Source organism: Neobacillus niacini (assembly GCF_023715415.1).
Lineage (GTDB): Bacteria > Bacillota > Bacilli > Bacillales > Cytobacillaceae > Neobacillus > Neobacillus niacini_C.
Genome location: NZ_JAMBOB010000002.1, coordinates 507,743 through 530,943, shown reverse-complemented (window position 1 = coordinate 530,943; position 23,201 = coordinate 507,743). Strand labels below are relative to the sequence as shown.

Annotated in this window: 25 protein-coding genes and 1 pseudogene; 12 read left to right on the top strand and 14 right to left on the bottom strand. The window is 36.5% G+C overall.

The window, feature by feature from the left end; translation table 11 throughout:
- Positions 1-259 precede the first annotated feature (259 nt).
- The 4 genes from M3189_RS05980 to M3189_RS05965 form a co-directional block, all read right to left on the bottom strand.
- The gene (locus M3189_RS05980; RefSeq protein WP_251632859.1) at positions 260-1,420 is read right to left on the bottom strand and encodes an FAD-dependent monooxygenase; all 1,161 of its coding nucleotides are present in this window, start codon (positions 1,418-1,420) and stop codon (positions 260-262) included.
- A 148-nt stretch (positions 1,421-1,568) separates the two neighbouring features.
- Positions 1,569-2,420, bottom strand: coding sequence for an aldo/keto reductase (locus M3189_RS05975; protein WP_251632858.1), 852 nt, complete (start codon positions 2,418-2,420; stop codon positions 1,569-1,571).
- A gap of 112 nt (positions 2,421-2,532) precedes the next feature.
- Positions 2,533-3,243 carry an SDR family oxidoreductase gene (locus M3189_RS05970; protein WP_251632857.1) on the bottom strand — a complete coding sequence of 237 codons (711 nt, stop codon included), beginning with the start codon at positions 3,241-3,243 and terminating at the stop codon, positions 2,533-2,535.
- Between the two features lie 96 nt (positions 3,244-3,339).
- Positions 3,340-4,125 carry an MFS transporter gene (locus tag M3189_RS05965; protein ID WP_251632856.1) on the bottom strand — a complete coding sequence of 262 codons (786 nt, stop codon included), beginning with the start codon at positions 4,123-4,125 and terminating at the stop codon, positions 3,340-3,342.
- Here M3189_RS05965 and M3189_RS05960 point away from each other — a divergent pair.
- A pseudogene (locus M3189_RS05960) lies at positions 4,126-4,454 on the top strand (cupin domain-containing protein); the annotation flags it as partial. It abuts the gene before it with no gap.
- A 166-nt stretch (positions 4,455-4,620) separates the two neighbouring features.
- Here M3189_RS05960 and M3189_RS05955 read toward each other — a convergent pair.
- The 4 genes from M3189_RS05955 to M3189_RS05940 all read right to left on the bottom strand — a co-directional run bounded on the left by M3189_RS05955 (position 4,621) and on the right by M3189_RS05940 (position 7,587).
- Complete coding sequence (locus M3189_RS05955; protein WP_251632855.1) at positions 4,621-5,100, bottom strand: NUDIX domain-containing protein; 480 nt, start codon at positions 5,098-5,100, stop codon at positions 4,621-4,623.
- A gap of 405 nt (positions 5,101-5,505) precedes the next feature.
- Positions 5,506-5,697 carry a hypothetical protein gene (locus tag M3189_RS05950; protein ID WP_251632854.1) on the bottom strand — a complete coding sequence of 64 codons (192 nt, stop codon included), beginning with the start codon at positions 5,695-5,697 and terminating at the stop codon, positions 5,506-5,508.
- A 208-nt stretch (positions 5,698-5,905) separates the two neighbouring features.
- On the bottom strand, positions 5,906-7,012 hold the full coding sequence (locus tag M3189_RS05945; protein ID WP_251632853.1) for a glycosyl hydrolase family 18 protein: 1,107 nt from the start codon (positions 7,010-7,012) through the stop codon (positions 5,906-5,908).
- A 230-nt stretch (positions 7,013-7,242) separates the two neighbouring features.
- Positions 7,243-7,587 (bottom strand): n-acetylglutamate synthase, encoded by a 345-nt coding sequence (locus M3189_RS05940; protein WP_251632852.1) that lies wholly within the window; start codon positions 7,585-7,587, stop codon positions 7,243-7,245.
- Between the two features lie 267 nt (positions 7,588-7,854).
- On the opposite strand from M3189_RS05940, the gene M3189_RS05935 reads away from it, so the two are divergent.
- The gene (locus M3189_RS05935; RefSeq protein WP_251632851.1) at positions 7,855-8,313 is read left to right on the top strand and encodes a hypothetical protein; all 459 of its coding nucleotides are present in this window, start codon (positions 7,855-7,857) and stop codon (positions 8,311-8,313) included.
- A 228-nt stretch (positions 8,314-8,541) separates the two neighbouring features.
- Entirely contained in the window at positions 8,542-9,099 is a 558-nt protein-coding gene (locus M3189_RS05930; protein WP_251632850.1) for a CBO0543 family protein, read from the top strand.
- Between the two features lie 268 nt (positions 9,100-9,367).
- Here M3189_RS05930 and M3189_RS05925 read toward each other — a convergent pair whose 3' ends face one another.
- The 3 genes from M3189_RS05925 to M3189_RS05915 form a co-directional block, all read right to left on the bottom strand.
- Positions 9,368-9,565 (bottom strand): hypothetical protein, encoded by a 198-nt coding sequence (locus tag M3189_RS05925; protein ID WP_251632849.1) that lies wholly within the window; start codon positions 9,563-9,565, stop codon positions 9,368-9,370.
- Positions 9,566-9,934: 369 nt separating this feature from the next.
- Positions 9,935-10,813 carry an AraC family transcriptional regulator gene (locus M3189_RS05920; protein WP_251632848.1) on the bottom strand — a complete coding sequence of 293 codons (879 nt, stop codon included), beginning with the start codon at positions 10,811-10,813 and terminating at the stop codon, positions 9,935-9,937.
- 98 nt (positions 10,814-10,911) lie between these two features.
- The gene (locus M3189_RS05915; protein WP_251632847.1) at positions 10,912-11,355 is read right to left on the bottom strand and encodes a hypothetical protein; all 444 of its coding nucleotides are present in this window, start codon (positions 11,353-11,355) and stop codon (positions 10,912-10,914) included.
- Between the two features lie 373 nt (positions 11,356-11,728).
- Between M3189_RS05915 and M3189_RS05910 the strand changes: the two genes are divergently transcribed.
- Both M3189_RS05910 and M3189_RS05905 read left to right on the top strand, forming a co-directional pair.
- The gene (locus M3189_RS05910) at positions 11,729-12,241 is read left to right on the top strand and encodes a DUF3189 family protein (RefSeq protein WP_251632846.1); all 513 of its coding nucleotides are present in this window, start codon (positions 11,729-11,731) and stop codon (positions 12,239-12,241) included.
- A gap of 41 nt (positions 12,242-12,282) precedes the next feature.
- Positions 12,283-12,567 carry a hypothetical protein gene (locus tag M3189_RS05905; protein ID WP_251632845.1) on the top strand — a complete coding sequence of 95 codons (285 nt, stop codon included), beginning with the start codon at positions 12,283-12,285 and terminating at the stop codon, positions 12,565-12,567.
- A gap of 221 nt (positions 12,568-12,788) precedes the next feature.
- On the opposite strand, the gene M3189_RS05900 is transcribed toward M3189_RS05905, so the two are convergent.
- Both M3189_RS05900 and M3189_RS05895 read right to left on the bottom strand, forming a co-directional pair.
- Positions 12,789-13,382, bottom strand: a complete 594-nt coding sequence (locus tag M3189_RS05900) for a hypothetical protein (RefSeq protein ID WP_251632844.1) — start codon at positions 13,380-13,382, stop codon at positions 12,789-12,791.
- Positions 13,383-13,575: 193 nt separating this feature from the next.
- Positions 13,576-14,196 carry a class I SAM-dependent methyltransferase gene (locus tag M3189_RS05895; protein WP_251632843.1) on the bottom strand — a complete coding sequence of 207 codons (621 nt, stop codon included), beginning with the start codon at positions 14,194-14,196 and terminating at the stop codon, positions 13,576-13,578.
- Between the two features lie 261 nt (positions 14,197-14,457).
- Here M3189_RS05895 and M3189_RS05890 point away from each other — a divergent pair, with 261 nt between their 5' ends.
- Entirely contained in the window at positions 14,458-14,907 is a 450-nt protein-coding gene (locus tag M3189_RS05890; protein ID WP_251632842.1) for a PepSY domain-containing protein, read from the top strand.
- Positions 14,908-15,086: 179 nt separating this feature from the next.
- Positions 15,087-15,647: a TVP38/TMEM64 family protein gene (locus M3189_RS05885; RefSeq protein ID WP_251632841.1), complete on the top strand. Its 561-nt coding sequence runs from the start codon at positions 15,087-15,089 to the stop codon at positions 15,645-15,647.
- A 163-nt stretch (positions 15,648-15,810) separates the two neighbouring features.
- Here the strand turns inward: M3189_RS05885 and M3189_RS05880 are convergent, their stop codons facing one another.
- Positions 15,811-16,509, bottom strand: a complete 699-nt coding sequence (locus M3189_RS05880) for a polysaccharide deacetylase family protein (protein ID WP_251632840.1) — start codon at positions 16,507-16,509, stop codon at positions 15,811-15,813.
- A gap of 319 nt (positions 16,510-16,828) precedes the next feature.
- On the opposite strand from M3189_RS05880, the gene M3189_RS05875 reads away from it, so the two are divergent.
- From M3189_RS05875 to M3189_RS05855, 5 genes are all read left to right on the top strand, one after another.
- A complete protein-coding gene (locus M3189_RS05875) occupies positions 16,829-17,701 on the top strand; it encodes a YitT family protein (protein ID WP_251632839.1) in 873 nt (290 codons plus the stop codon).
- A 379-nt stretch (positions 17,702-18,080) separates the two neighbouring features.
- Positions 18,081-18,764, top strand: coding sequence for a response regulator transcription factor (locus tag M3189_RS05870; protein ID WP_251632838.1), 684 nt, complete (start codon positions 18,081-18,083; stop codon positions 18,762-18,764).
- A gap of 1 nt (position 18,765) precedes the next feature.
- The gene (locus tag M3189_RS05865) at positions 18,766-19,770 is read left to right on the top strand and encodes a sensor histidine kinase (RefSeq protein ID WP_251632837.1); all 1,005 of its coding nucleotides are present in this window, start codon (positions 18,766-18,768) and stop codon (positions 19,768-19,770) included.
- 115 nt (positions 19,771-19,885) lie between these two features.
- Positions 19,886-20,569, top strand: a complete 684-nt coding sequence (locus M3189_RS05860) for an ABC transporter ATP-binding protein (RefSeq protein WP_251632836.1) — start codon at positions 19,886-19,888, stop codon at positions 20,567-20,569.
- A complete protein-coding gene (locus tag M3189_RS05855) occupies positions 20,566-23,154 on the top strand; it encodes an FtsX-like permease family protein (RefSeq protein WP_251632835.1) in 2,589 nt (862 codons plus the stop codon). Before M3189_RS05860 ends, M3189_RS05855 begins: the two co-directional genes overlap by 4 nt.
- Positions 23,155-23,201: the final 47 nt, after the last annotated feature.

Below are 23,201 nucleotides of genomic sequence, written 5' to 3'. Positions count from 1 at the left end.
TAAAAATTTTTTTCGACTTTTAATAGTTTGAAACATTAATAAAAGAAGAGAGTTTTGCACCATCTTCTTGGACTAACCTGCTTCGTTACTTCAATAAGGAAAAAGCGAACCTCATTATGGAAGAATCGCACCCTTTAGTTTAAGTAAAATACTTCACGATCTACTTCTATTACTAAACATATACCTATTATTCATTAGGTATTTTCTCTTGTTTCCTTTTTAACAAAGTCTCACTCTACCTCTATTCTAATTTCCGCATTTATCGTCCAAAAGAGCGACTGAAAGATTGTCCAGATTGCACAATCTGACGTGCATTTTTTAAACGGAGAGACTCATATTCCAAAAGAGCTTCAGCTGCTGCGGATCTTTTAATTCCCTTTGCAACGCAGTCGGCAAAGGTAGCAGCATCTTGTAATGAAGCATTAAATCCCGATGCAGTTAGTGGTGTGGGTACATGTGCAGCATCTCCAACGATTGCTATACGTCCTTTCACAAGATTATCAGGAACGTATTCGGCAATCGGTGTTCCTATAAGGTTACGTGTTTGAATGCTATTAAGAGTCGCGTCTAACCATGGTTGAGGCCATCTAACAGAAGCTTGTTCAGCTAGCTCAATCAGTGTCTGTTCTGGAATGTCAGGAGCATTAAGCGAATGTCGCACAACGTTTCCTTCCACACATCCAAGACGACGTAACAAATCATTTCGAGTGTTATCGTACCAAGCCCATCCTAGTCTTCTATGTCCTAGAGCGCGAGAACCGTCTGTTCCAGCAACAATAGAACCGAGTAAAAAGTCACCAATACCTTCTGGCATAGTAGTCATCGGGGCATTACGGCTAGGTCGATGTTCTTCAGGGATATCATTCTCATCTACAATAGCTACCCATATCAAGTATCCCGCGAAAGTTGCGTCCGGTTTATGTGGTGCAACATGACTTCGCACCGTGCTGCGGTGACCATCAGCACCAATCAAAATATCTCCGCGGAATGTCTCTCCCTTATCCGTCACAATCCAAGCAGAGTCGTCGTCCTGATTAACAGTTTGAACGCGAGTATCATAACGTAAATCTATTCTAGGATCAGCTTCGGCTTCTGCGCGCAATCGAGACTGTACAGATGACCAAGCCTCAACAGACTTAATTCCACCAGAAGCAAGTTTTCTTAAGACTTTCGCTGTTATAGTTCGATCAATATCTCCACTGTCAACTTGAAGAACAGCGCCACTACGTGGTTTAGCTCCAGCTCTCTCTAAAACTGTTACATTTAATCCAGCTCGCGCAAGAGCAATCCCTGCCATTAGTCCTGAAAGCGACGCACCGACAACTACAGCAGATTCGTTTGCTTCTTGAATAGATTCGGTAATAGAGTCATTGATTGATTCAATCAGAGTATTATCCTTTCCTACATTTTTTTCAGTCATTGCAGTTTCTCCTTATCCTACTTGCTACCATTCATACCTTGTAAAAATTTGTCATTGTATTTATATCGATTGTTCGCTTACTTTTAAAGTAAACAATCACTTGTGAAATGGTTTTCCATACTTCATTTCATTGTGTTGTATTAGAGCATTAAATATCATAAATACGGTTACCGATCATTCTAACGCTTTCAGGATCGTTATGATCAAAGATAAGGTTCTTTTTCGTATCTAAAGTAGCAATCGTCTCCATATCCTCTTGGCTTAATTCAAAGTCAAAGTTTTTGAAGTTTTCGATGATTCTTTCTTTACGAACAGTCTTTGGAATCACAACGACTTCTCTTTGTGTTAACCAACGTAAAACCACCTGACTAACGGATTTATTATATTTTTCTGCTACTGATACTAAAACTTCATTCTGGAAAATGTTGTTTTTTCCTTGAGCAAAAGGACCCCAAGACTCTATCTGAACATTGTTCTCTTTCATAAATTTAGCACTTTCAATTTGCTGGGTGAAAGGATGCGTTTCAATCTGGTTCACGGCAGGAACCACTTCATTATGATCCATTAAATCTACCAGACGGTCCATCTTGAAGTTGCTCACTCCGATCGCCCTGATCTTTCCCTCACGATACAATTCTTCCATAGCACGCCAAGAACCATATATATCGCCAAAAGGCTGATGAATTAAATACAAATCCAAATAATCCACTTGCAATTTTTCAAGTGATTTTACAAATGCTTTTTTTGTATTCTCATAACCGGCATCCTGAATCCAAAGTTTCGTTGTAATGAATATTTCCTCTCTTGGCACGCCACTCCGTTTGATTGCTCTGCCAACCGCTTCTTCATTTAGATATGCAGCAGCGGTATCAATCAGACGATAGCCTGCCATAAGAGCATCATAAACACTTTGTTCACATTCATTTGCATCTTCAATCAGATAAACACCAAATCCTAGAATAGGCATCTCCACACCATTGTTCAAAATTACTTTTTGCATATTGTAATCCTCCTATCTTTTGTTATTAAACTTTAAAACTACCAAATTTGGACCTAAGATGGTTCTAACGAACCACACTTATACATTAAATCAATTTATTCATACTTTTATGTTACCAACCAATTGGTTTTCCATCTCTGAAGAACCCCCCATCAGGTCCTTCAGGTCCAATAGTCGCTAACCAGAGGATAGACTCTGCGGCTTTCTTTGGAGTTCTTGGAGCAGATGGTCCACCCATATCTGAACTTACCCATCCCGGACAGACTGCGTTTATTTTGATGTCTCCTTTGATTTCTGCAGCTACCAATTGTGTCAATCCATTCAAGGCAAGCTTAGACAACTTATAGGCACCTGTTCCTTGAACGGACATTTCTCTCATCGCCCCAAGTTCTGAAGAAACATTAATAATTCTCCCATAGCCTTGCTTTTTCATGAGCGGAATAAAGGAATGGATGACATGGTAAACGCCGAAGAAATTAGTTCTCATCGTTTTCTCAAGTATGGAAGTGTCCATAGTCAATAACTTTTCATACTCATCCAGATACACGCCAGCATTATTAATCAATACGTCTAATCTTCCATACCTTTCATTTACTATAATCGCAGCTTGACGGATGCTTTCTTGATTTTCGACATCCATCACCACAAACGAAACATCCAGATCTGACTCCTTAAGTTTTTGGGCAGATTCATGACCCCTCTTTGGGTCACGACTTGCCAAAATAACCCTAAACCCTTTCGTAGCCAATTGTTTAACCAGCTCATATCCAATTCCTCGATTCCCGCCGGTGACAAAAGCAACTTTTTTATTATCCTGTGACATTTAAAATCCTCCATTTCTCTTCTCCTAACAACCTTGGCTAGGGTATTTACATTTTCAACTGCCAATCCTCTCAAGGAAAAAGGACAAGGATATAAATTAAGAATTATTGGCAACTTTCATAGAATGTTGAGAAAGTTGTTTTTTGGAACTATACATGGTGTTTCTCAGTAAAATAAATACTATACTTAATATCAAGAATAGGGTCCCTGCTAATAATACGCTTTGGATTCCCATGCCCGATAGAAACATTCCGCCTACTGCCGAACCAATGGTTATTCCTAAGCTACCAAATGCTAGAAACAAGCCATTTGCAAATTCAGGAGCTTCTGGAACTGCAGACGCAATCCAATATTGACTAATATTATTACCAACAGCAAATAAGATTCCCCATAGCAAAATAATGATAAACATAGGTGCAGTAAGCGTCCCCATTAGGAATACTAAGATATAAACAGCTCCTAATGCGAATGGATAAGACACTACAGATTTGATGGCATTTTTAGTAAGGATCGTTCCTCCCACGAGGTTTCCTATTAAACTAGCCACTCCAAATATAACTAACATTAAACTGATAGTTTCCCCTGATATTTTAGTTATGATTTTAAGATACTCAGCTAGGTAAGTGTAAACACCAAATATTGCCGCATTTATAAAGATCACAGCAAAAATGGATAGCCATAAAATTGGTTTTTTTAATACGCTTAATTGTGCTCCGTAAGAATTTCTCTCCTTAACAGGCATAGATGGTACAAATAGTAATATACCAATGAATGCTATAGCATTCATGACAGCAAAGAATATCAACGCATTTTCAACTGAAGTTGCATTAGCAATAAAGGTAGTGATTGGTACACCTATTACCATACCTGCAGATACCCCCATATCGGTGATGCATACTTACAAATGGTGTTTACCGATCCAACGCCACTCAATGCATCATTCGAGAATGTAACCTTTGCTCCAGGAGCTCACAATAACTGGCACTCTCATAAAATTGGGCAAGTTTTGTTAGTTACAGGTGGTGAGAGTTGGTATCAAGAAGAAGGAAAACCAGCCCAATTACTCAAAACGGGGATGTGGTGAATATTCCACCGCTTGTAAAACATTGGCATGGTGCGACAAAAGACAATTGGTTTGTACACTTAGCAATTACACCGGGAGAAACGGATTGGTTAGAACCTGTCGATGATGAATGGTATAAGAAATTATAATATGAAATTAATATATAGAAAAAAGTCGATTTTTCATATGTGGAAATCTTGTGAAGGATTGCACTTAAACTAACCTGCTTCGTTAGTTCAATAAAGGAGGAACGCCGTAGCAACCCTCTTATTGATCTAGGAAAATTTCAATTACTGTCTTATGTATGAATTACTTCTATTCTAATCGGAGTCTGTCTAGCCTATAATCCTCAATTAATTCGATATTCCTTTGGTTCTGAATATATTCTTTTATTTGCTTATTAATATTCGGTATCAGCAATATAGAGTCTAGTTCTTTTAGAGGGACCCATTTAACGCCCGATTGATGAGGGTCTGGATTTTGAGGTAATTGTGGTATTGAATTATTCTTTACTGTACATTCAAAAATGAGGTGCAATCCATGCTTCTCATTGACGTTATAATCTCCAGACTGTTTATGCGGGGTCAACTCATAAATTAATGCTAACGGACCAACATCAACTTGTGCTGTAGTTTCTTCCAACACCTCTCTAGCAACACCCTCTAAAATAGTTTCACCTGGCTCAAGTCCGCCTCCAGGTAAATTATAATGAATCCCATTATCATCATACTCAACTAAAAGTACAGAATTATTTTCGACTATTAGTCCTGTACATCGTATTCTTACGTGTGACAATCCTTCACCTCATTTGATTTTTTGGATGCTGATTAATTCCTATCAAGGTAACATATTTGTGTTGATATCTCTTTAAATAGAGCTCTACATATATAATTCGTCCTATTTATGAGTATTACCTTCTTGAGCAACACTGCAACGTTATCACAAAAAGGAAAATTCTATTTCATTTTTAAAAACATTCGGTTTTTAGGAGACACGGGATTTGAACCCAACAAACCTTTAGGCAATTTCATTGGTGAAGCGAGAAAATTTTATAATAAAGCAAACCTCAATCTAAAAAAGTCGATTTCCTCAACAAAGGAAAACGACTTTTTTGCGTAATCTTATACAATTAAAAGGCCCGGTAAGTATTTTTTCACAAACATTTGTTCAAATGAAATTCAACGATTTTTTAAAAATTAATTAATGAATAAGATGATAAATAATTTCGGAACTACTAGGAGTTAAAAGGAATAACGAGGTAGCAATCAATACTATTCCAAAAACAAACAGATATAAAACCTTTTTTACAGACCGAGAAACAACCCATTTAATGGTTCCTCCACCCAGCAGAACAACACCTAAAAAGAGGATGAACAAATAATAAAATCCCATTAAGCGCACTCCATTCAACTTTTAATTATAAATCCATTTTTCAAAAACATTAATCTTATAATACATAGTAATTTTATATATATAGATTATCTAGGTATATATAAAGAATAATACATAAAATCAATTTAGTAAATAAATTTGTATTATTCTTCCTAATCCTTAGCAATGTCTTTCTTAAATTTTCTTACGAATTTAGAGGATTACTTCATCACTTTTTAACCTTAATTTTCTCAGGTATAGTCTTCCAGTACATAGGATCTTCTAAGCCTAGCCGCCAAATCCCGATTCCTCCTAAGTTAAATTTTTCTACAAGATCTAGCTTAAACCGCAGACTATGGCTATTCTCAAACCATGCCTGGTGGCTATGTTGTTCATTATCTATGTAATTGAAATGAGGCGTTTGCGAACTGGAGTCCCATATATCCTTCGCTTTATAGTTCGTTTTCTGATCCATTAACTGTGCATAGGAGCTATACGAGGCTTTGTTTGTTGTTGTATCCCAGTCCCATCCGTAACCAGCGATACCGAGTAAAATTTTTGATGATGGTACTCCCTGTTTCAAAGCATAACGAATCGTTGCTTCTGTCCAATTGACTGATGCTGTTGACCCAGGTGCTGTTCTTGGGTTGTGTTCATCATATGTCATAATCACTAACCGATCTGAATATTGACCAAGCTTCTCATAATCAAACCATGGTGACCAGGGATTAGCACGGGAATCACCTGTGTTTGCCGGGACTGAAACCGTAACTATTTTGCCATCACAATTTAGTACATCAGACAAATTTTTTATCAGCAGACTAAAGGAATCTCGGTCAGTCAAATACAAATTTTCCATGTCAATATTTATACCGTCATATTCAAACTGATTTATTTCATTGCGTAAGTTCTGAATGAAAACATTGCGGTTTGCATCGTTAGTGAGGACATTACTCGCTACTTGCTTGCCCTTCTCCACAGTTTCATAAAATAGATTATGTACAAGCATATATACCTTTAAGTGTTTTTCATGAGCACTCTGAATCACTTTCCTTTTATGGTCTGCTGTAACGGAAGAAATAAGACTGCCTGGTTGCTTATCATCAAGCTTATACCAAAAGGGTGCAATACTGCTCAAATTGTCGAATTGCGAGTCCACTGTAGGTTGCGACCCTGGATACGTTCCCTCCTGCTCTGTGTAAAAACCTAAAACTTCACGAGGAGTTTTAGCCTTAATGGATTCCTCTTTTTTTTGTAATTGACTACAGGATGAGATTAATAATAATGCTATGCTTACAGAAATGATGGTGAATGTCAGATAACCATTTTTCGCCATAATACACCTTCTTCTACTTTTATTCTTTCTTAAGTTGATAAGAAATGTTGTATCCTATTCACTAAATGCCTTCTCCAAAAAAGAGTTTCAGGAAAAGACCCGAACTCCCAAAGTTTTAAACAAAGAAAAGCCGAGATCCTTGGTTAGGAAGCTCGGCTTTTCTTTGTGAAACATTGTACTAAAACATCCTGCACTTTTGTGGAAGAAGATATTTAATATGTATTAACGGTTTATAGTAAAACTTCCTCAATAATTGAATTTCCTTCAGTTCTCTCAACATCAAGCCATTGCCACTTTTCATATAGCCTAATTCGACCATCGCTTAATATTTCAGGAGAAGAAGAACATTTTCCGCCTCGAATTTCATTTTTTCTATTTACATGATTATACCTAAATTCTAAACTCCCATTTTCTTTAACAATTCCAATTAGTGTTCCTTTTACGATTTCGCCTCCACTATATGTTGCTGAAAGTATATTTCCTTCTTGTTTATATTTAAAGTAGGTTTTATCAGAAACTTCACCGTTTGAACTATTTTCAGTTGAAACAAAAGTCTTCTCATTATAATTAATCACAAAAAACACTCCCTTTCTATTTTAAACTATTAAATTAATAATACCTCACTTGCAATTAAAGCACTCAAATGCGAAATAATGAAAAATGAAATAAAGCTCCAAAAATGCCCCTAAATTTTTTATTAAAGTACCCGTTATTTGAACAAGGACCATTCTCCGTTCACTTGCACAAAATTTTTCGACCTGCCTAAATTTTTATACAAAGAACAAAAGTATATTTTTTCCTGTTATAAGCAATATAAAGGAAAACAGCTAAGGAGTATTAAAATGTTTGTGGCTATAATTAGAATTGGTCTTTTATTAATACCGTGGTTAACTGTTTTCTTTATTCCAAAAACTGTGTTTAAAAAGTATACACCTGTTGCAATCTTTGCGTCCTTGCTTGTCTCTATTAATTGTATGTTATCTGTTCCTTTTAAATGGTGGACAGTGAAAGGAGGATTACTAAATAAAGTTTTTAATGATTTATGCTTCATATTAGGACCATTCTTTATTGGCACCATTTGGATTTTTCGTTTAACTTTCGGGAAATTCTGGATATATCTTTTGACAAATACGCTTATGGATTTATTTCTTGCTTATCCGATTAACTGGTTAATGCAAAAATTAAAGATCTATAAATTAGTTAATTTTAAATCGAAACACGTTTTTTTCGTTTCGATTTGTTTTGCTCTTGTTATTTATCCATACCATTTATTCATATCTAGAACAAAATCCAGTGAATGAAACTGGATTTCTTTATTTTCTCTATAACTTTAAGTAGTAATAAAAGTGCTAATAGAAACTCTAATAGCTAAATATTACTGAAATGCAACAGTTTACTTGTTTAACTAAATCACCGTTTAAGCTTAAGTGCAATTCTTCACAATAGATGAATTGTTCATTAATCGTATGAATATATTTTTGATATATCCAAAATATATTAGTGAAATCTAATTAGAGTGAGTGATGTTATTGGATCCTCAAAAAGTAACTGCTGAAATGTTAAAAGCATACATAAAATATCAAGAAGCCAATGATTTACTTAAAGAAAAATGGTATGATTTCGTTTTTCTTTCACCTAGATGGTGGGTAGGAATTTTTCTGGGGCTAATTCCTTGGTATATGTGGTGGAAATTCCATAATAAAAACTATACTGGTGACATATTTCGTGCAGGTTTATTTATGGCATTAATAGCTTTATTAATGGACTCCATTGGAGTGCAACTAGGACTTTGGATATATCCCTACGACGTATTTCCATTTATACCCGGCGACACCCCTTGGGATCTTACCCTATTACCCGTTTCTGCAATGTTTTTAATTGAGATGAAGCCTAAATGGTCACCAATTAAAAAGGCAATCATTTATGCATTATTGGTTACATTAATAGGAGAACCATTAGCACTGTTTTTTAAAGTATATGAGCCTTTACATTGGAACTCAATATATTCATTCCCTGTATACGTATTCTTGTTTTACCTGTGCAACAAATTAGCACGAAGTAAAAAATACAATTCTAAGATGAATTAATATTTTTTTGAGCTAGGATAAAATTATTTCTAGCTTTTATTTATGTCACAGTAATCGTCAAATGCGACAACAAGTATGAAAATTATTCAACCTAGTTCTTAAACTAAACTCCCTCTATATAGAAAGGAGCTGCGCAGCAACTCCTTTTGTAACTCCCGCCCCATTGTAAAAGACAAGATTATTTTAATAACAATTTAAAAAATGTAATAACCTCAACCCTTATACAACTGCATAATATGGTAGTTCAAGAATTTTACCACTCGATCAATCAGGGTAAAAAAGATCCAGTTATTTCATTTGTACTCTTATTGTTCAAAGAAGCATTTTCGCTTAATTGTTGATTCGTGGATTTGATGTGTCCTGAATCTTTAAACTTCACTTTGTTTGGAAACAGTTTATCAATTACTACACCCAACAGTACAATTGCTACTAAAGTTCCCCAAAATAAGTAAGCGATGCTTGACATAAAATCCCTCCTCCATAAAGTTATTCTAAAATTCAATTAATGGTAATTTTATTATACCATACAAAAGACAATAATTGGTAAGTGGATTAAAAAATCCGCTCCTTTTGTTCTAAGAAGATATTACAAAAACAATCTAAAAAATCCTAAAAGGATCTTTTATTAATCTCCACCCCCACCACAGCTTGAGCAGGAACTACTACAGGACGAGGAAGAACTACAGGAGGTTGATCCGCAACTTGTACAACTTGATGAACCAGCACTGTAAAAGAGCCCTTACAATGGGCTCTTTGCAAAATCTTAAAATCCATGATTCTCTTTTCCTTTTGAAATTTAGAAATTTAATGTACTAACACTTCTCTAAATCAACTATCATCCAATTTTATTGCTAACCTTTTTCTTTACTGGCAACCAAATTTCACTATATTTATTTTCCGATGGACTATTGTGCTGTGTGAAGGAAATTCCCGGTATATCAATCACTTCGTAATCTGAGGAAGGCAGCCATTCAGAATAAATTTTTGCAGTCGTTTCCTGAAATGTTGCTGGAAATGGACCTTGATTCGGGAAAATGGCCCATAAACTTTCTTCAATCGTAATTTGCTCTAAATCATCGAAGGGATTTTCCTTTGTTGTTGCAAAACCAATCATATGTGTTAAGAAGCCTTTTTCTTCTAAGAAACCTTCATCAAAATCATAAGATACATTCAAGACTTGATGCGGATACAAATCAGCTAGTTGATGCATCTCATCTCTTTGTTGTTGTGTAATGGACTGGGCTAGTTCTAAGATGGCATTATTTACACCTTCGAATTGAATTGGTACTCTTTTCGATACACCTACGATAGTAAACTTCGCTTTCTTTTCAATTTTGAATTCCATTGATGTTCCTCCTCTTATATCTATATAGAATGTGAATTTGGGAAATGACTTCTGAATCTTGTTTTTCGTTACTTCTGAAGGGAGAAAACCACTCCATTCACGAAATGCCCTTGAAAATCCTTCAATTGATTGATAACCATATTTATAGGCAAGATCTGTCACTTTGGCTCCATTTATTAATTCAACGTTTGCTACAGATAGTCTTCTATTTTTGATATACTCATTCAATGACATACCCGCCATATATGAAAACATTCTTCTAAAATGGTAATCGGATAGTCCTACAATTGTTGATATATCTTTCCCAGAGATTTCTTCCGTCAAATGTGTTTCGATGTAATCCATTAATTGATTGAATTCCTGTAACATTCATTTCCCTCCTTACACATAAATTTTATCGTTAAAATTTATTATTCACTCGATCTTTTCTATACGGAATATATCGGAATACATCATATCAAGAATTGTTAATTTAATGGAGATTCAATCCTTTCATTTAATGCCTCTGCTTGATCCATAAAGGAATCCATGTTAACACTTATAGTAATATTTACTCCTAATCCAACTTCACGAAGTGTTTTCCGTAGATCCTCCAAATTCTTTTTATCCGATTCGGTTAAATCGGCAAAGCTATATAATTCATCATTAGGATATTGATCTTGATCTAATTTGGAATACAAATTTTCTAGAATTTCCTTGTCTCTTTTAGATAGAGTTCCTAGCTGCTTTCCAGTGGTCATACCAAGCCAAATTCCGTTTAACACATCTCCTAATTCTGTTGTAACCAAGTTAAGTTCAGTCCAATTGTTATCACTCTGGTAAGCAATTAAACCCTCCAATTCTACTAAATTATTTTGTGCCTCTGTAACAGAACTTGCTGGTTTACGAAATTCATCTTTATTACTCCCCAAGCAACAATTGCGACGAGTAATAGATTCAAACCAATTGAAAATCTGAATAGTAACTTCCCTTTTTTACTCAATTTTATTTCCCCCTTGCTAAGATAGTTATATGAAAACCCTATATTCTTTTCAAAGTATCCTGACCTATAATTCATTAAAATTCTACAAAAAAAAGCGTTAATCCTTCTTGGATAAACGCCCCCCGTTTCTAACCGTCAACTTCAACTGTGTTTACATTTATCTTTTTTTACACTAATTAGAAGTCGGTCATTTCCTTTTGAACAGCCACTAATTAAGAATTCAACTTCGCAAGTTGCGTTAGAATCTAAAATTGAATAAATGTCCATATTAATAGGGACAATGACAATAAAGGATGATTACTATGATTTATATTTATAATGATTATGCAGGGACACATTCCACGGCCTTGGCTGCTGCCTATCATTTAAAACAACTTCCTCAATCAGAACGAAAACTAACCACGGAAGAAATATTAAATGTAAATTATTTTAATAAATTAACGAAATCGGATTTTGGTAAAATACTTTTTCACGGAACCGATGAAGAAGGAAACTCAGTTTATTCCATCGGACGGAAAAGAAACAAATTTGTAGTACCTGCCTTAAAAGAATTAACTTTACTTCTAGAAGGAAAATATCATTTTGAAGAAAAAATCGTTTTCTCCAATACATCCCCTACTGTCCCAATAGCTATGTCATTTGGTGGTTTTTTCTCAAGAGGATTGGGATTGGACTTTATAGGTGTACCCTTATTAGTGATTGGTGCTAAACAATGCTGTGGTAATATATTTCGGTTAGTTGAAAATACCAAACAAGTTGGTCGTACCACTTTTAATGAAAATGTAGTTATTTTAGAAAATGAGATGTACAAATAGTAGACGAATTAACCTTACTTTATATTAAAGGTGTTGAAAAAATGGATTTCCCTACAATACATACTAATTTTTGGGACGCTGTAATCGCCGTTCCCGTCGTAATGGTCCTTACCCAACTACTAAAATGGTTTCTGAAATTACAAAAAAAATTCATTCCAACTGTTGCCTTACTCATAGGAGTAAGTATCTCCGTTTTTATAAGTCATCGGCATAACCTCATAGCTGGTTTGTTTATGGGTTGGTTTTATGGAAATGCTGCTATTGGTTCCTATGCTTCATTAAAAATAGCCATTCTCTCATTCAGAAGTAAAAAGAACGATTCTTAATCTTTGAAGGCATTTGTCTAGGAAAAAGTTTGACTTCTTACGTTAGAGGTGAAAAGGAGGCCGACAACCTGGAGTAAAGATTCTACAAGAAAGAGCGTTAATCCACTTTGGATCAACGCCTTGGTTTCAAACTATTAATCCTCAGGAACCACTTTAAAATCATTCATTTCCACTTTAATAAATTCCTTTTATTTCACATTTGATGCAACATACCAACTACCTTAGGAATGAACAATTAACAATTTGATTAATTCTATGATTTTTTCATTGTTACCTTCTTGTACGGACACGAGCTCAGTATTTTCGATAATCTCTGTGTAGAAGTCTTCACCAGCAGGATAATTGCCATCCCAGCGTAAAGGAACATTGTATACATTTATAGTGCCATCCCCATTACTACTATACGTTACAGATCCATCTACCAAGCGGGAACCTGCTAACTGAATGACATTCTCTGGATACCGGGCGCTGGTTTCATCATCGGGATTGATCGGTGTGCCTGCTGGAATATGTAGCACATTTAATTCGTCAATCTCTTGATTGGGTCCTCGCTGCAGCCAAATTCGAGCGTATTCAATTTGTTCATTAGAATACGGGGCTAGTAGCTCTTTTCCCTCCTTATCAACCAGCTTTATTGAATCATTTTTCGAAGGGGTATCGCTTGTTTGTTTCGCTGGGGATTCTTTTGATGCATCAGAAGTTACCTCCTCTATATTGGTGTTCGGCGAACTAGTAGCTGTCTGTGGAGAATTAGAACATCCTGGAGAAATCATCAAAAATACTGTGATTAAAACCACAAAAAGCACTTTCTTCAATTACTACACTTCCTTCATTTGTCAATGTTGAGCCAAAATAAAAGGTAAATAGGAGCAATACAACAAATTATCATACGGTTATTAATCAGAAAAAGATTCAAGAAAATTAAAAAATGATTTTTCTCAAACAATCTTGGTCATGAGTTTTTTCTATGACACTTCTATTTGTAATAGCTCAGAAATCGACTAACATCTAATTACTTTTTCCAATCTTGATTTTCCTGTACATCCCATTAAGCATAATCGGGATATCTTCCTCTACCTTTATCTTTTCAGAAGTGTGACGAACAATTTCTTCAAAACTCCTGCCAATATCCGTCCCTAACACAGAAATAATGGGTCTTAAAAACTTTTTCGCTAATGATTGTTTACTATGGTCAGGGACAAATTTATCAAAAATGATGATTTTTCCATCTCTATGTAGAACTCGTACCATCTCTTTAAAACATTCATTTTCATCAGGCACTACCGAAAGGATCAGGCTTGCCACTACGTAGTCGAACGACTCATCTTCAAATGCCAGCTTTTGAGCGTCCATTTCTAAAAATGTAATAGTGGAACTTCGAAACTTCGCCCTTGCTTTCCTGAGCATATCCTTTGAATAATCAATCGCCGTAATATTTAGGCCAGTATGGTCAATCAATTCCAAATCAGCGCCCGTTCCTACACCAACAAATAAAATTTTGTGTTTCTTATTAAATGGAATATCTCGGAAAATATGTTTTCTTGCAGTTAAGAACATACCCGAGTTAAAAAAATAATCATACAGCGGTGAACCAACTTTATAGATAAATTTATTCCACGTATTATTCAAATTCCTCACCTCTAATCATCTACATCATATACATTATATTCCATATTAAGGGTATTCGAACAATGATATGAATATAGACAGCATGATTTGCAATTGCCACTTCTTCCATTGTCACCTTGTTATTTTTCAGGAACCACTTTTAGCGAAAATTACTAATAATAAAAACCTCTCATTTATTTCTAATGTTTCTATCTCTTTATTCTCATTTTCGGTGGATATAGTGAAAGTGTAGAAAAAAATTATGAAATGGAGGAAATAAAAATGAAAAAGAAAATCATAATTGGTGGGTTATCAGCATTATTAATTTTTGGTGGTGCAGCTGCTGTGGGGGCTTCAAAAAGTGGAACTCAGCCAGAGGATTCGGTTCATCTTGAGGACAAAAATACCGCTATTCGCGTTGGTGCACCAACCCTGCCTGAAATTACCCCTGGGCAAGAGATAGAATTGGAGACGGAGCATGGCAAAACATTTTATAAGGTAGAGACAGATGATTCCAATCCTCCTTCTACCAGTCAGTCAGCTGCAAGGTTAACGGTCAATGAGGCTGCTAAGATAGCTCTGTCTAAAGTAAATGGAACCATTACAGAAGTCGAAAGGGAAATGGAACATGGACGACTTGAATACAAATTTGAGATCGAGTCAAATCGCGGAGAAGTAAATGTTCGAGTTGATGCTGAATCAGGTGAAATAACAAGAGTAGAATTTGATTGACCTCTGAACTATGGTGAACCTTGGGCAAGGTTCTCGTGGTCCTGTTCCACAAATATGACCATGAGAACCGTCCATCTGGACACCCAAAATTTAAGGAAATCTTAAGGAAGTATATACCAAAATCCTAATATTCACCTCTTATAATCGAATATAGCAATATAATAAAGAGGTGAACTTAAATGGAGATTTTATTACACGAAAATCAGCTTGTCGTTGCTTTTATTTACTTTACAATCTGTTTTCTACAACCTATATTATTACCCTTTCCAGAGGCAGCAACAGTCGGAGCTGGCAGTGCTGTTCTCGGTTCTTTTCCTGCAGCATGTATTGGTTTTGTTGGTACACTTTCAGGAATAATTTTTGCCTATTTCATCGCAAAATTTGGTGGACAAACGATCATTAGAAAATGGGTAAAGGACCATCATTTGAAGCAGTATGAACGATATGTTTCGAGAAACGAGATTAGTATTTTATTCATTTTATTCATGATACCTATTTTACCTGATGAAATCATTTGTATTGGGGCAGGATTAAGCGGAGTCAGCTTTAGGAGATTTCTAATAATAGCTTGTATTGCTAAACTAATCACTTCATTTTCTTTAGCCTATTCAGTAAATTTTGCACAGTCATTGGCGTTAACCGAAACTCAGTTTAGTTTTCTAGTTATTGGAATCCTAGGTATTGTTCTGTTGACCACTGTAATAAGTAAAAAAATGTTATTAAAACGAAATAACACTTAATGTACAAAAGTGATAGGAAGTTTAAGTCAAGTTCTTGAGAAGCTTGCGGACTTTAATAAACAAAAGTAAATGGCTCAGTATTTGGACTAAGCCATTTTCTTTCGCACTTAAATTAGTACTTACTACTCACTTTATGAAAGTTTGATCCCTTTTTATTGCTTTATTATAATTCCTGAAGTTCATCCACGGTCACAAATTTATACCCTTCCTTTGTAAGTTCTCGTAAAATATCTTCAATTACTTGGATTTCCTTACCGGTTTGATCGTACATTGGGTGCAATAAAATGATCGATCCTGGTTTAATGTTTTCTACAACATCATTTACTTTTTCATCAGCACTTGTGTAATATGTATCCGGCTCTAGTGACCACATAATCGTTTCTCGCTTGTTCTTATATAAATAATAAGGCAGTCCCACAAGTTTTTTTCCATAGGGAGGTCGAAAGTCAATTTCACTTTTATATCCATATTTTCTAATTAACCTATCTGTTTTCTCAATTTCCTCTTTAATAAAAGAAGGTGATTTTAATACCATTCTTTCATGTGAATAGGTGTGATTTCCAATTTGATGCCCTGCTTCTACCAATTTCTTTGCTTCTTCAGGGTATTTTTCAATATCATTTCCGATAAGGAAAAAAGTAGCTTTTGCCTTGTATTTATTCAATAAAGGCAGAATTTGATCAACATTCTTAGTGGGACCGTCATCAAATGTTAATGCAATGACCTTGTCATCCGTATTAACTTGGTATGTTAGCCCTCCAAATAATTGAAAGGTTCTTAATTTCGATACTTTAAACATTCCAACAAATAAAAGAGCCATTAATAAAAAAACAATTCCCATTAGTAGTAATTTCTTTTTCATGTGTTTGTTTCCATTCCTTAAAAAGTATTCTATTTCCTCTGAATTATAGCATAATGCAAATGCTTTTATTGAACCTACTTCGTTCTTTCAACAAGACCAAAAATGAAACTTATTACTCACAAAAATTATTAATATAATAATAATGAAAGGGAAATAGTATAAATGAATGTTCCGGAATGAACAGTAAAAGTGCTCGAGGAAATATATTTGTACAAGGATTATATTTATAGAGCCTATCAAGGCTCTTTTTTTAATGGAATCAACAAATGTTTATTTGACAAAGCCTTTATATAACAAAATAACTTAAGCGAGGGAACATATGAATACAAGTGAAAAACATAAGCGATTAACGTTTAAATATGTATTACAGGGTTTAATGGTAATTATTGGAGGTGTTATTGCCGCATATGGTTTAGAAACAGTATTAATACCAAACCGTGTATCTGATGGAGGAGTGACGGGCATTAGCATTGTTGGTTCACAACTTTTTGGTTTACCATTAGGAGTTCTTATTGCAGCTCTTAACATCCCATTTATCTGGTTAGGATATAAGCAAATTGGTAAGAGCTTTGCTGTACTTTCTATTATCGGAATAGCTTCACTTGCCATTGGTACCGTTAATATGCACCACATCCCAGCTATTATAGAGGGAGATACTTTGTTGGTTACTGTGGTTGGAGGAATTATTCTTGGCCTTGGAATGGGATTAGCACTGCGTAATGGTGGTGCTTTGGATGGAATTGATATGCTTGCGGTACTGCTTTCTCGAAGTTTACCATTTGGAACGAGCGATCTCATTCTATTTTTAAATATTTTTGTGTTTATTTTTGTTTCAACGGTGTTTGGTTTACAAGGTGCTTTCCTTTCCGCAATTGCTTACTATATTGCATCTAAAGTTATTCATATTGTGGAGGAAGGCTTAAGTGGTTCTAAAACCTTTCAAATTATTACAACCCATCCTGAATTAATGGTCGAGACAATACGCGAACGGTTAGGTCGCAGTGCAACGTATAAAGAAGCTTACGGGGGATTTTCTCACGAGAAATTTAAAGAAATTACTTGTGTAATTAATCGTTTAGAAGAAACCAAGCTAAAGGAAATAATTAATGAAATTGATTCAAAAGCCTTTGTTACCGTTTATGACGTAGCGGAAGTTAAAGGTGGAAATTTTATTAAACATAATATTAATTAAGGATAAACTATTTAATAGCACCCTAGGGACTGTTCACACGGTTTTTTTATTTATTGTTTGGCTCTGTTATTATATATTGTTGATTTTCGTGTAGGGTTGAGAATTCATAGGCGGAGAATTTCCGGCTATTGTATATAAAGGAATTTAAGAAGCAGATATAAGCGGAGATATTCCGGTTAACTGCTTTAAATAAGACAAAATCCAAAGATTTGGATACAATAAGCAGAAAAACTCCGCCTAGTTTTGAGGAAATATGGGTATTTCCCAATATAAATGGAAATTCTCCGCTTATTTCCAAACCCAATGAACCGTCCCTCTGGACACCTAGCGTACTGTTCCAATAAGATAAAAGAAAATGGTATGTTAGGATGAACGAAAAATGAAAATTTTAGTGGTGGAAGATGATCGAACGATTGCTTCGGGGTTGGAGTATTCCTTGAAGCAAGAAAACTATGATATTGTGCTTTGTCATACTGCAGCCTCAGCTTTAGAAGTGATGAATGAAAAAATAGAAGAAATCGACTTATGCTTATTTGACTTGTCCTTACCGGATGGAAGCGGTTATGACTTGTGTAAGCATGTGAAACAACGTCGTGATATCCCGGTCATTTTCTTAACTGCTTTTGACGATGAAGTGAATGTCGTAATGGGGCTTGATATGGGGGCGGATGATTATATTACAAAGCCCTTTCGAATTCGTGAGCTGGTTTCAAGAATAAAAACGGTCAATCGGCGCTACAACCTCAATTCCCAACCGAAAAACACCATTGATTTCGAAAATATTCAAATTAACACATTAGAAGGAAAAGTTTTCAAAAATGGCCATGAAATCCTGTTAACAGCATTAGAATATCGACTCTTCCTCCTATTCGCCACTCACGTAGGACAAGTTCTAACCAGAGCACAACTGCTCGACCGCATTTGGGATGTCGCTGGTGATTTTGTCAATGATAACACCTTAACCGTCTATATTAAACGTTTACGGGAAAAGCTTGAGGATGACCCGCAAAAACCAACGATATTGAAGACGGTTCGCAGCATGGGCTATAAGGTGGGTGATTGAGTTGCTTCGCAATCGAGAAGTTCAAATCCTCCTCACCCTTCTCCTTTCGATAAGTATCATCGGCTTTCTAACGGCTGCACTTTTCATATCGATGCCTGCGGCCAGTTTATTACTGGCAGTATCCATTTTACTGATTAGCTGCATGTTGATTTTCACGAAATGGCGTTACCGTGAAATTGAAAAACTATCAAGCTATTTAAAACAAATTAGCAGTGGCAACTTCCACTTGGACGTTCGGGATAATTCCGAAGGAGAGTTGAGCCTCTTAAAAAGTGATATTTTTAAAGTTACAAGAATGCTTTCTGAACAGGGAACTGTTTTACACGAAGATAAAGCAAAATTGACCAATGCGATTTCTGACATCTCTCATCAATTAAAAACCCCCCTTACCTCGATGATTGTCATGACTGACCTGTTACGTGACAAAGGTTTGGAAAATGAGAAACGTACTGAATTCACTCGAAATCTTCAAGTGCAGCTCGAACGTATGGAATGGCTGGTTTCTTCTCTATTAAAACTTTCAAAAATCGATGCCGGTACGATTACGTTTAAAAAGGAAATGGTCCATGTCGCTCCCCTTATTCAGGCAGCAACAGATCCATTACTGATTCCTATGGATATAAAAATGCAACAGCTAAAAATCCATGGGGATAGTCAAGCAACCTTTTTAGGAGACTTTAAATGGACTGCAGAAGCTCTCATTAATATCATCAAAAACGCAATAGAGCACACGACCGAAGGCGGCGAAATCTCCATTCACTTTTCCGAGAATGCTTTATTCACAGAAATCTGTATTTCTGATAACGGGAAAGGCATCGCTAAAGAGGACCTTCCTTACATATTTAGACGATTTTACAAAGGGAAGAATGCAAGCGATGAAAGTGTCGGTATCGGTCTTGCGATGGCGTATAGTATCATCACGAGTCAGCATGGCGATATCGAAGTGAAGAGTCAACCTGGTGCTGGCACCACTTTTCAGATAAAGTTTTACAAGCAGGTAATCTAGATTGCCTGCTTTTTTTGTCGAGCCCAATGTGAATAAATAGTCACTTTAGAGTCACTTTAAAGTCATACTCGCTCGATATACTAACCTCAAGACTTGAAATAATGGAGGTTTTCTTATGAATATTGTAGAGGTAAAGAATCTATCAAAGGTATATGGCAAAGGTGAAACAGCGGTTACGGCACTTGATGATGTGTCCTTTTCCGTGAAAAAAGGAGAATTTGTTTGTATTATCGGTCCGTCTGGGTCCGGAAAGTCCACGCTCCTTCATTTACTAGGCGGTGTTGACCGTCCAACGAGCGGTATGGTCCTGATAAATCAAACAAATATTTATGATTTAAATGAAACGCAGCTAGCAATTTTTAGACGCAGGCAAATCGGCTTGATTTATCAATTTTATAATTTGATTCCTATTTTAACCGTGGAGGAAAATATCACGCTGCCGATGCTTTTGGATGAGCAAAAGGTAGATCCCAGTCATTTTAACAAAGTGGTTGAGATCTTGGGGTTAAACCAACGGCTTTCCCACCTGCCCAACCAGCTTTCAGGCGGCCAGCAGCAACGCGTCTCAATTGGACGAGCGTTAATCAGCAATCCTGCCATCATGCTTGCCGATGAGCCAACAGGTAATCTCGATAGCAAAAATAGTAAGGAAATTATGGAACTGCTCAAGATGTTTAACAAAACCTACAATCAGACACTAATTGTCATTACCCATGATGAGCGTATCGCCCTTCAGGCGGACCGTATTATTTCCATTGAGGATGGAAAGGTAGCAAAGGATGAGGTGATTCGTCCATGAACATTGTCCAAAAAGTCACAATAAGACATTTGAAAGAAAACAAACGCCGCTCCCTTGTAACGATGATTGGAGTGATTATTTCGGTAGCGATGATCACTGCGGTGACCACCCTTGGGTATTCCTTTTTGGACTTAATGATCCGCCAGCATATCGCCAAAAATGGAGAATGGCATGTTGTGTATAAAGATGTCAACAAAGACCAAATCAATGCCATTGAACAGGACAGCGAAACGAAAAACATGATTCTTTCAAGCAATGGCTATTCGGAATTAAAAGAATCTGAAAATGAAGATAAACCTTATTTATTTTTTCAAAATTATAATAATGCTGGTTTGAAGAACTTTCCTATAGAAGTGGTCGAGGGCAGACTTCCTCGCACTGAAAATGAGATCGCAATTTCCGAAGCAATGATTACAAACGGAAAAGTCGATTTCAAAATTGGCAATCAACTCACAGTGGATATCGGTGAGCGGTGGAGTCCAGTCACTGAAAAAGTGCTAACACAGACAGATTTTCTTCAACGAGATGAGGACGGTGTCATCGAGGAGCTGAGAACCAACGAGACCAAAACTTTCACCATTGTGGGAAAGATTGCACGCCCTGCCTGGGAACCGACATGGTCACCTGGTTACACCGCGATTGGCTTTATTGATGAAACTGCAGTCAGCAATACCAATACTGTCGATGCTTTTGTGATGGTAACGAGGCTCGACCGCTCCCTTTATAAACATGCAAAAGGTCTTGCTGCCGAGGAAGGGATTGAAAGAGTAAGTTTTAATGGGGAATTGCTTCGTTACTATGGCCTGACGAATAATGCTCAGTTACACAAGACTCTCTACTCCTTAGCTGCCATCGTTATGAGCGTCATTATCATCGGCTCCGTGGCTTTGATTTATAACGCCTTCTCTATTAGTGTATCTGAGCGGACCAGACATTTAGGGATGCTTTCAAGCGTTGGCGCAACCAAAAAGCAAAAGCGGAATTCTGTCTTTTTCGAAGGAGCCGTGATAGGTGCCATCAGTATTCCGATTGGGATTCTTGCAGGTATAGCTGGGATTGGAATTACTTTTTTGTTTATAAACGGTCTTTTAGAAGATGCCCTCGGAATTTCCGAGAAGCTCGAATTGGTCGTCACACCATCATCGATTCTCATTGCCTGCGGAATATCAATTCTAACAATCTTTATATCTACCTTTGTTCCGTCACAAAGAGCATCAAAGGTTTCTGCCATTGATGCAATCCGACAAACCCATGATATTAAGTTGACGGGGAAAACGGTGAAAACTTCAAAGCTTGTACGAAAAGTCTTTGGTTTAGAAGCAGAAATTGGGTTGAAGAACGTCAAGAGGAATCGAAAAAAATACTTGGCAACCGTATTCTCACTCGTGATTAGCATTGTCCTGTTCCTATCGGTAACCTTTTTCACCGAAAATCTAAAAAAATCACTAAGCATGTCGCAAAATGAACTAACATATGATATTCAAATTAGCAGCAGCCAAATGAAGAAGGAAGATTTGACAGAGTACACAAAGCTTGATTATGTGACCAAATCTACCATGATTGAGGAAGCGAATTTGGAGGCGCTCATTCCTTGGGAAGAAGTTTCAGAACAGCTGAAAACGCAATTAGAGAATGAACCTGTCCCCGATGATGATACGTATCCATATTATGTAGTTCTAAGTGGCTTGGATCAAAAAAGTTTTGAAGAGTATGCCAGCAAAGTCGGTGTGGATGCGAAGGAGTTTTCAAACCCAGACACACCAAAAGCGATTGTCATTGAGCAAATTTCCTATGAGGAAGCTGGCACGGGAAGGGTTATTGAAACAAAATCCATACAGTCAGAGGTTGGAAAGAAAATCAATTTATTTATGATGCCTTCAGGAGATATGGAGAATGAGCAGCGTGACCGAGAAGTAGTCGGCAGCTTTGAAATTGGCGCACTGACACACCATGTGCCCATGGGTGTGACTACCCCTTCCCTAGGGAGTGTTAACCTTATTGTCCCTCAAGATACTATGTATTCCTTATTAGCGAAGACGGACATTGAGGCGTTCCCTTATGTGTATCTCAATAGTTCAGATCCGATGGCAACCCAAACCGCGATTGAAGACCGGAAAGATTCAAACGTCCAAGTGTTCAATGTCTACCAGCAGCGACAGCAAGAGGAACAGATGATTATGCTGATGTCGGTCTTTACGTATGGCTTCATCACACTGATTTCGCTTATCTCGATTGCTAATATTTTTAATACCATTTCCACTAGCATTTCGCTTAGAAAACGGGAATTTGCGATGCTGCGTTCTGTTGGTATGACCCCAAAAGGGTTTAACAAAATGATCCAATATGAAAGTATTTTTTATGGAGTGAAGGCCCTTACCTATGGACTGCCTATCAGCTTACTCGTCATGTTAGCTATTCACCGCTCTACAAACTTTACCTTTGAATACGGATTTCAGCTGCCCTGGATGAGCATACTTTTCGTCATCGTTGTGTTATTCCTGATTGTCGGTTCTGCAATGCTCTATTCGATTTCAAAAATAAAAAATGACAATATCATTGAGAGCTTAAAGCAGGAAAATATATAAAAGAATACGCGGTTAGCTGGGCTAATCGCGTTTCTTTATGTACCTAT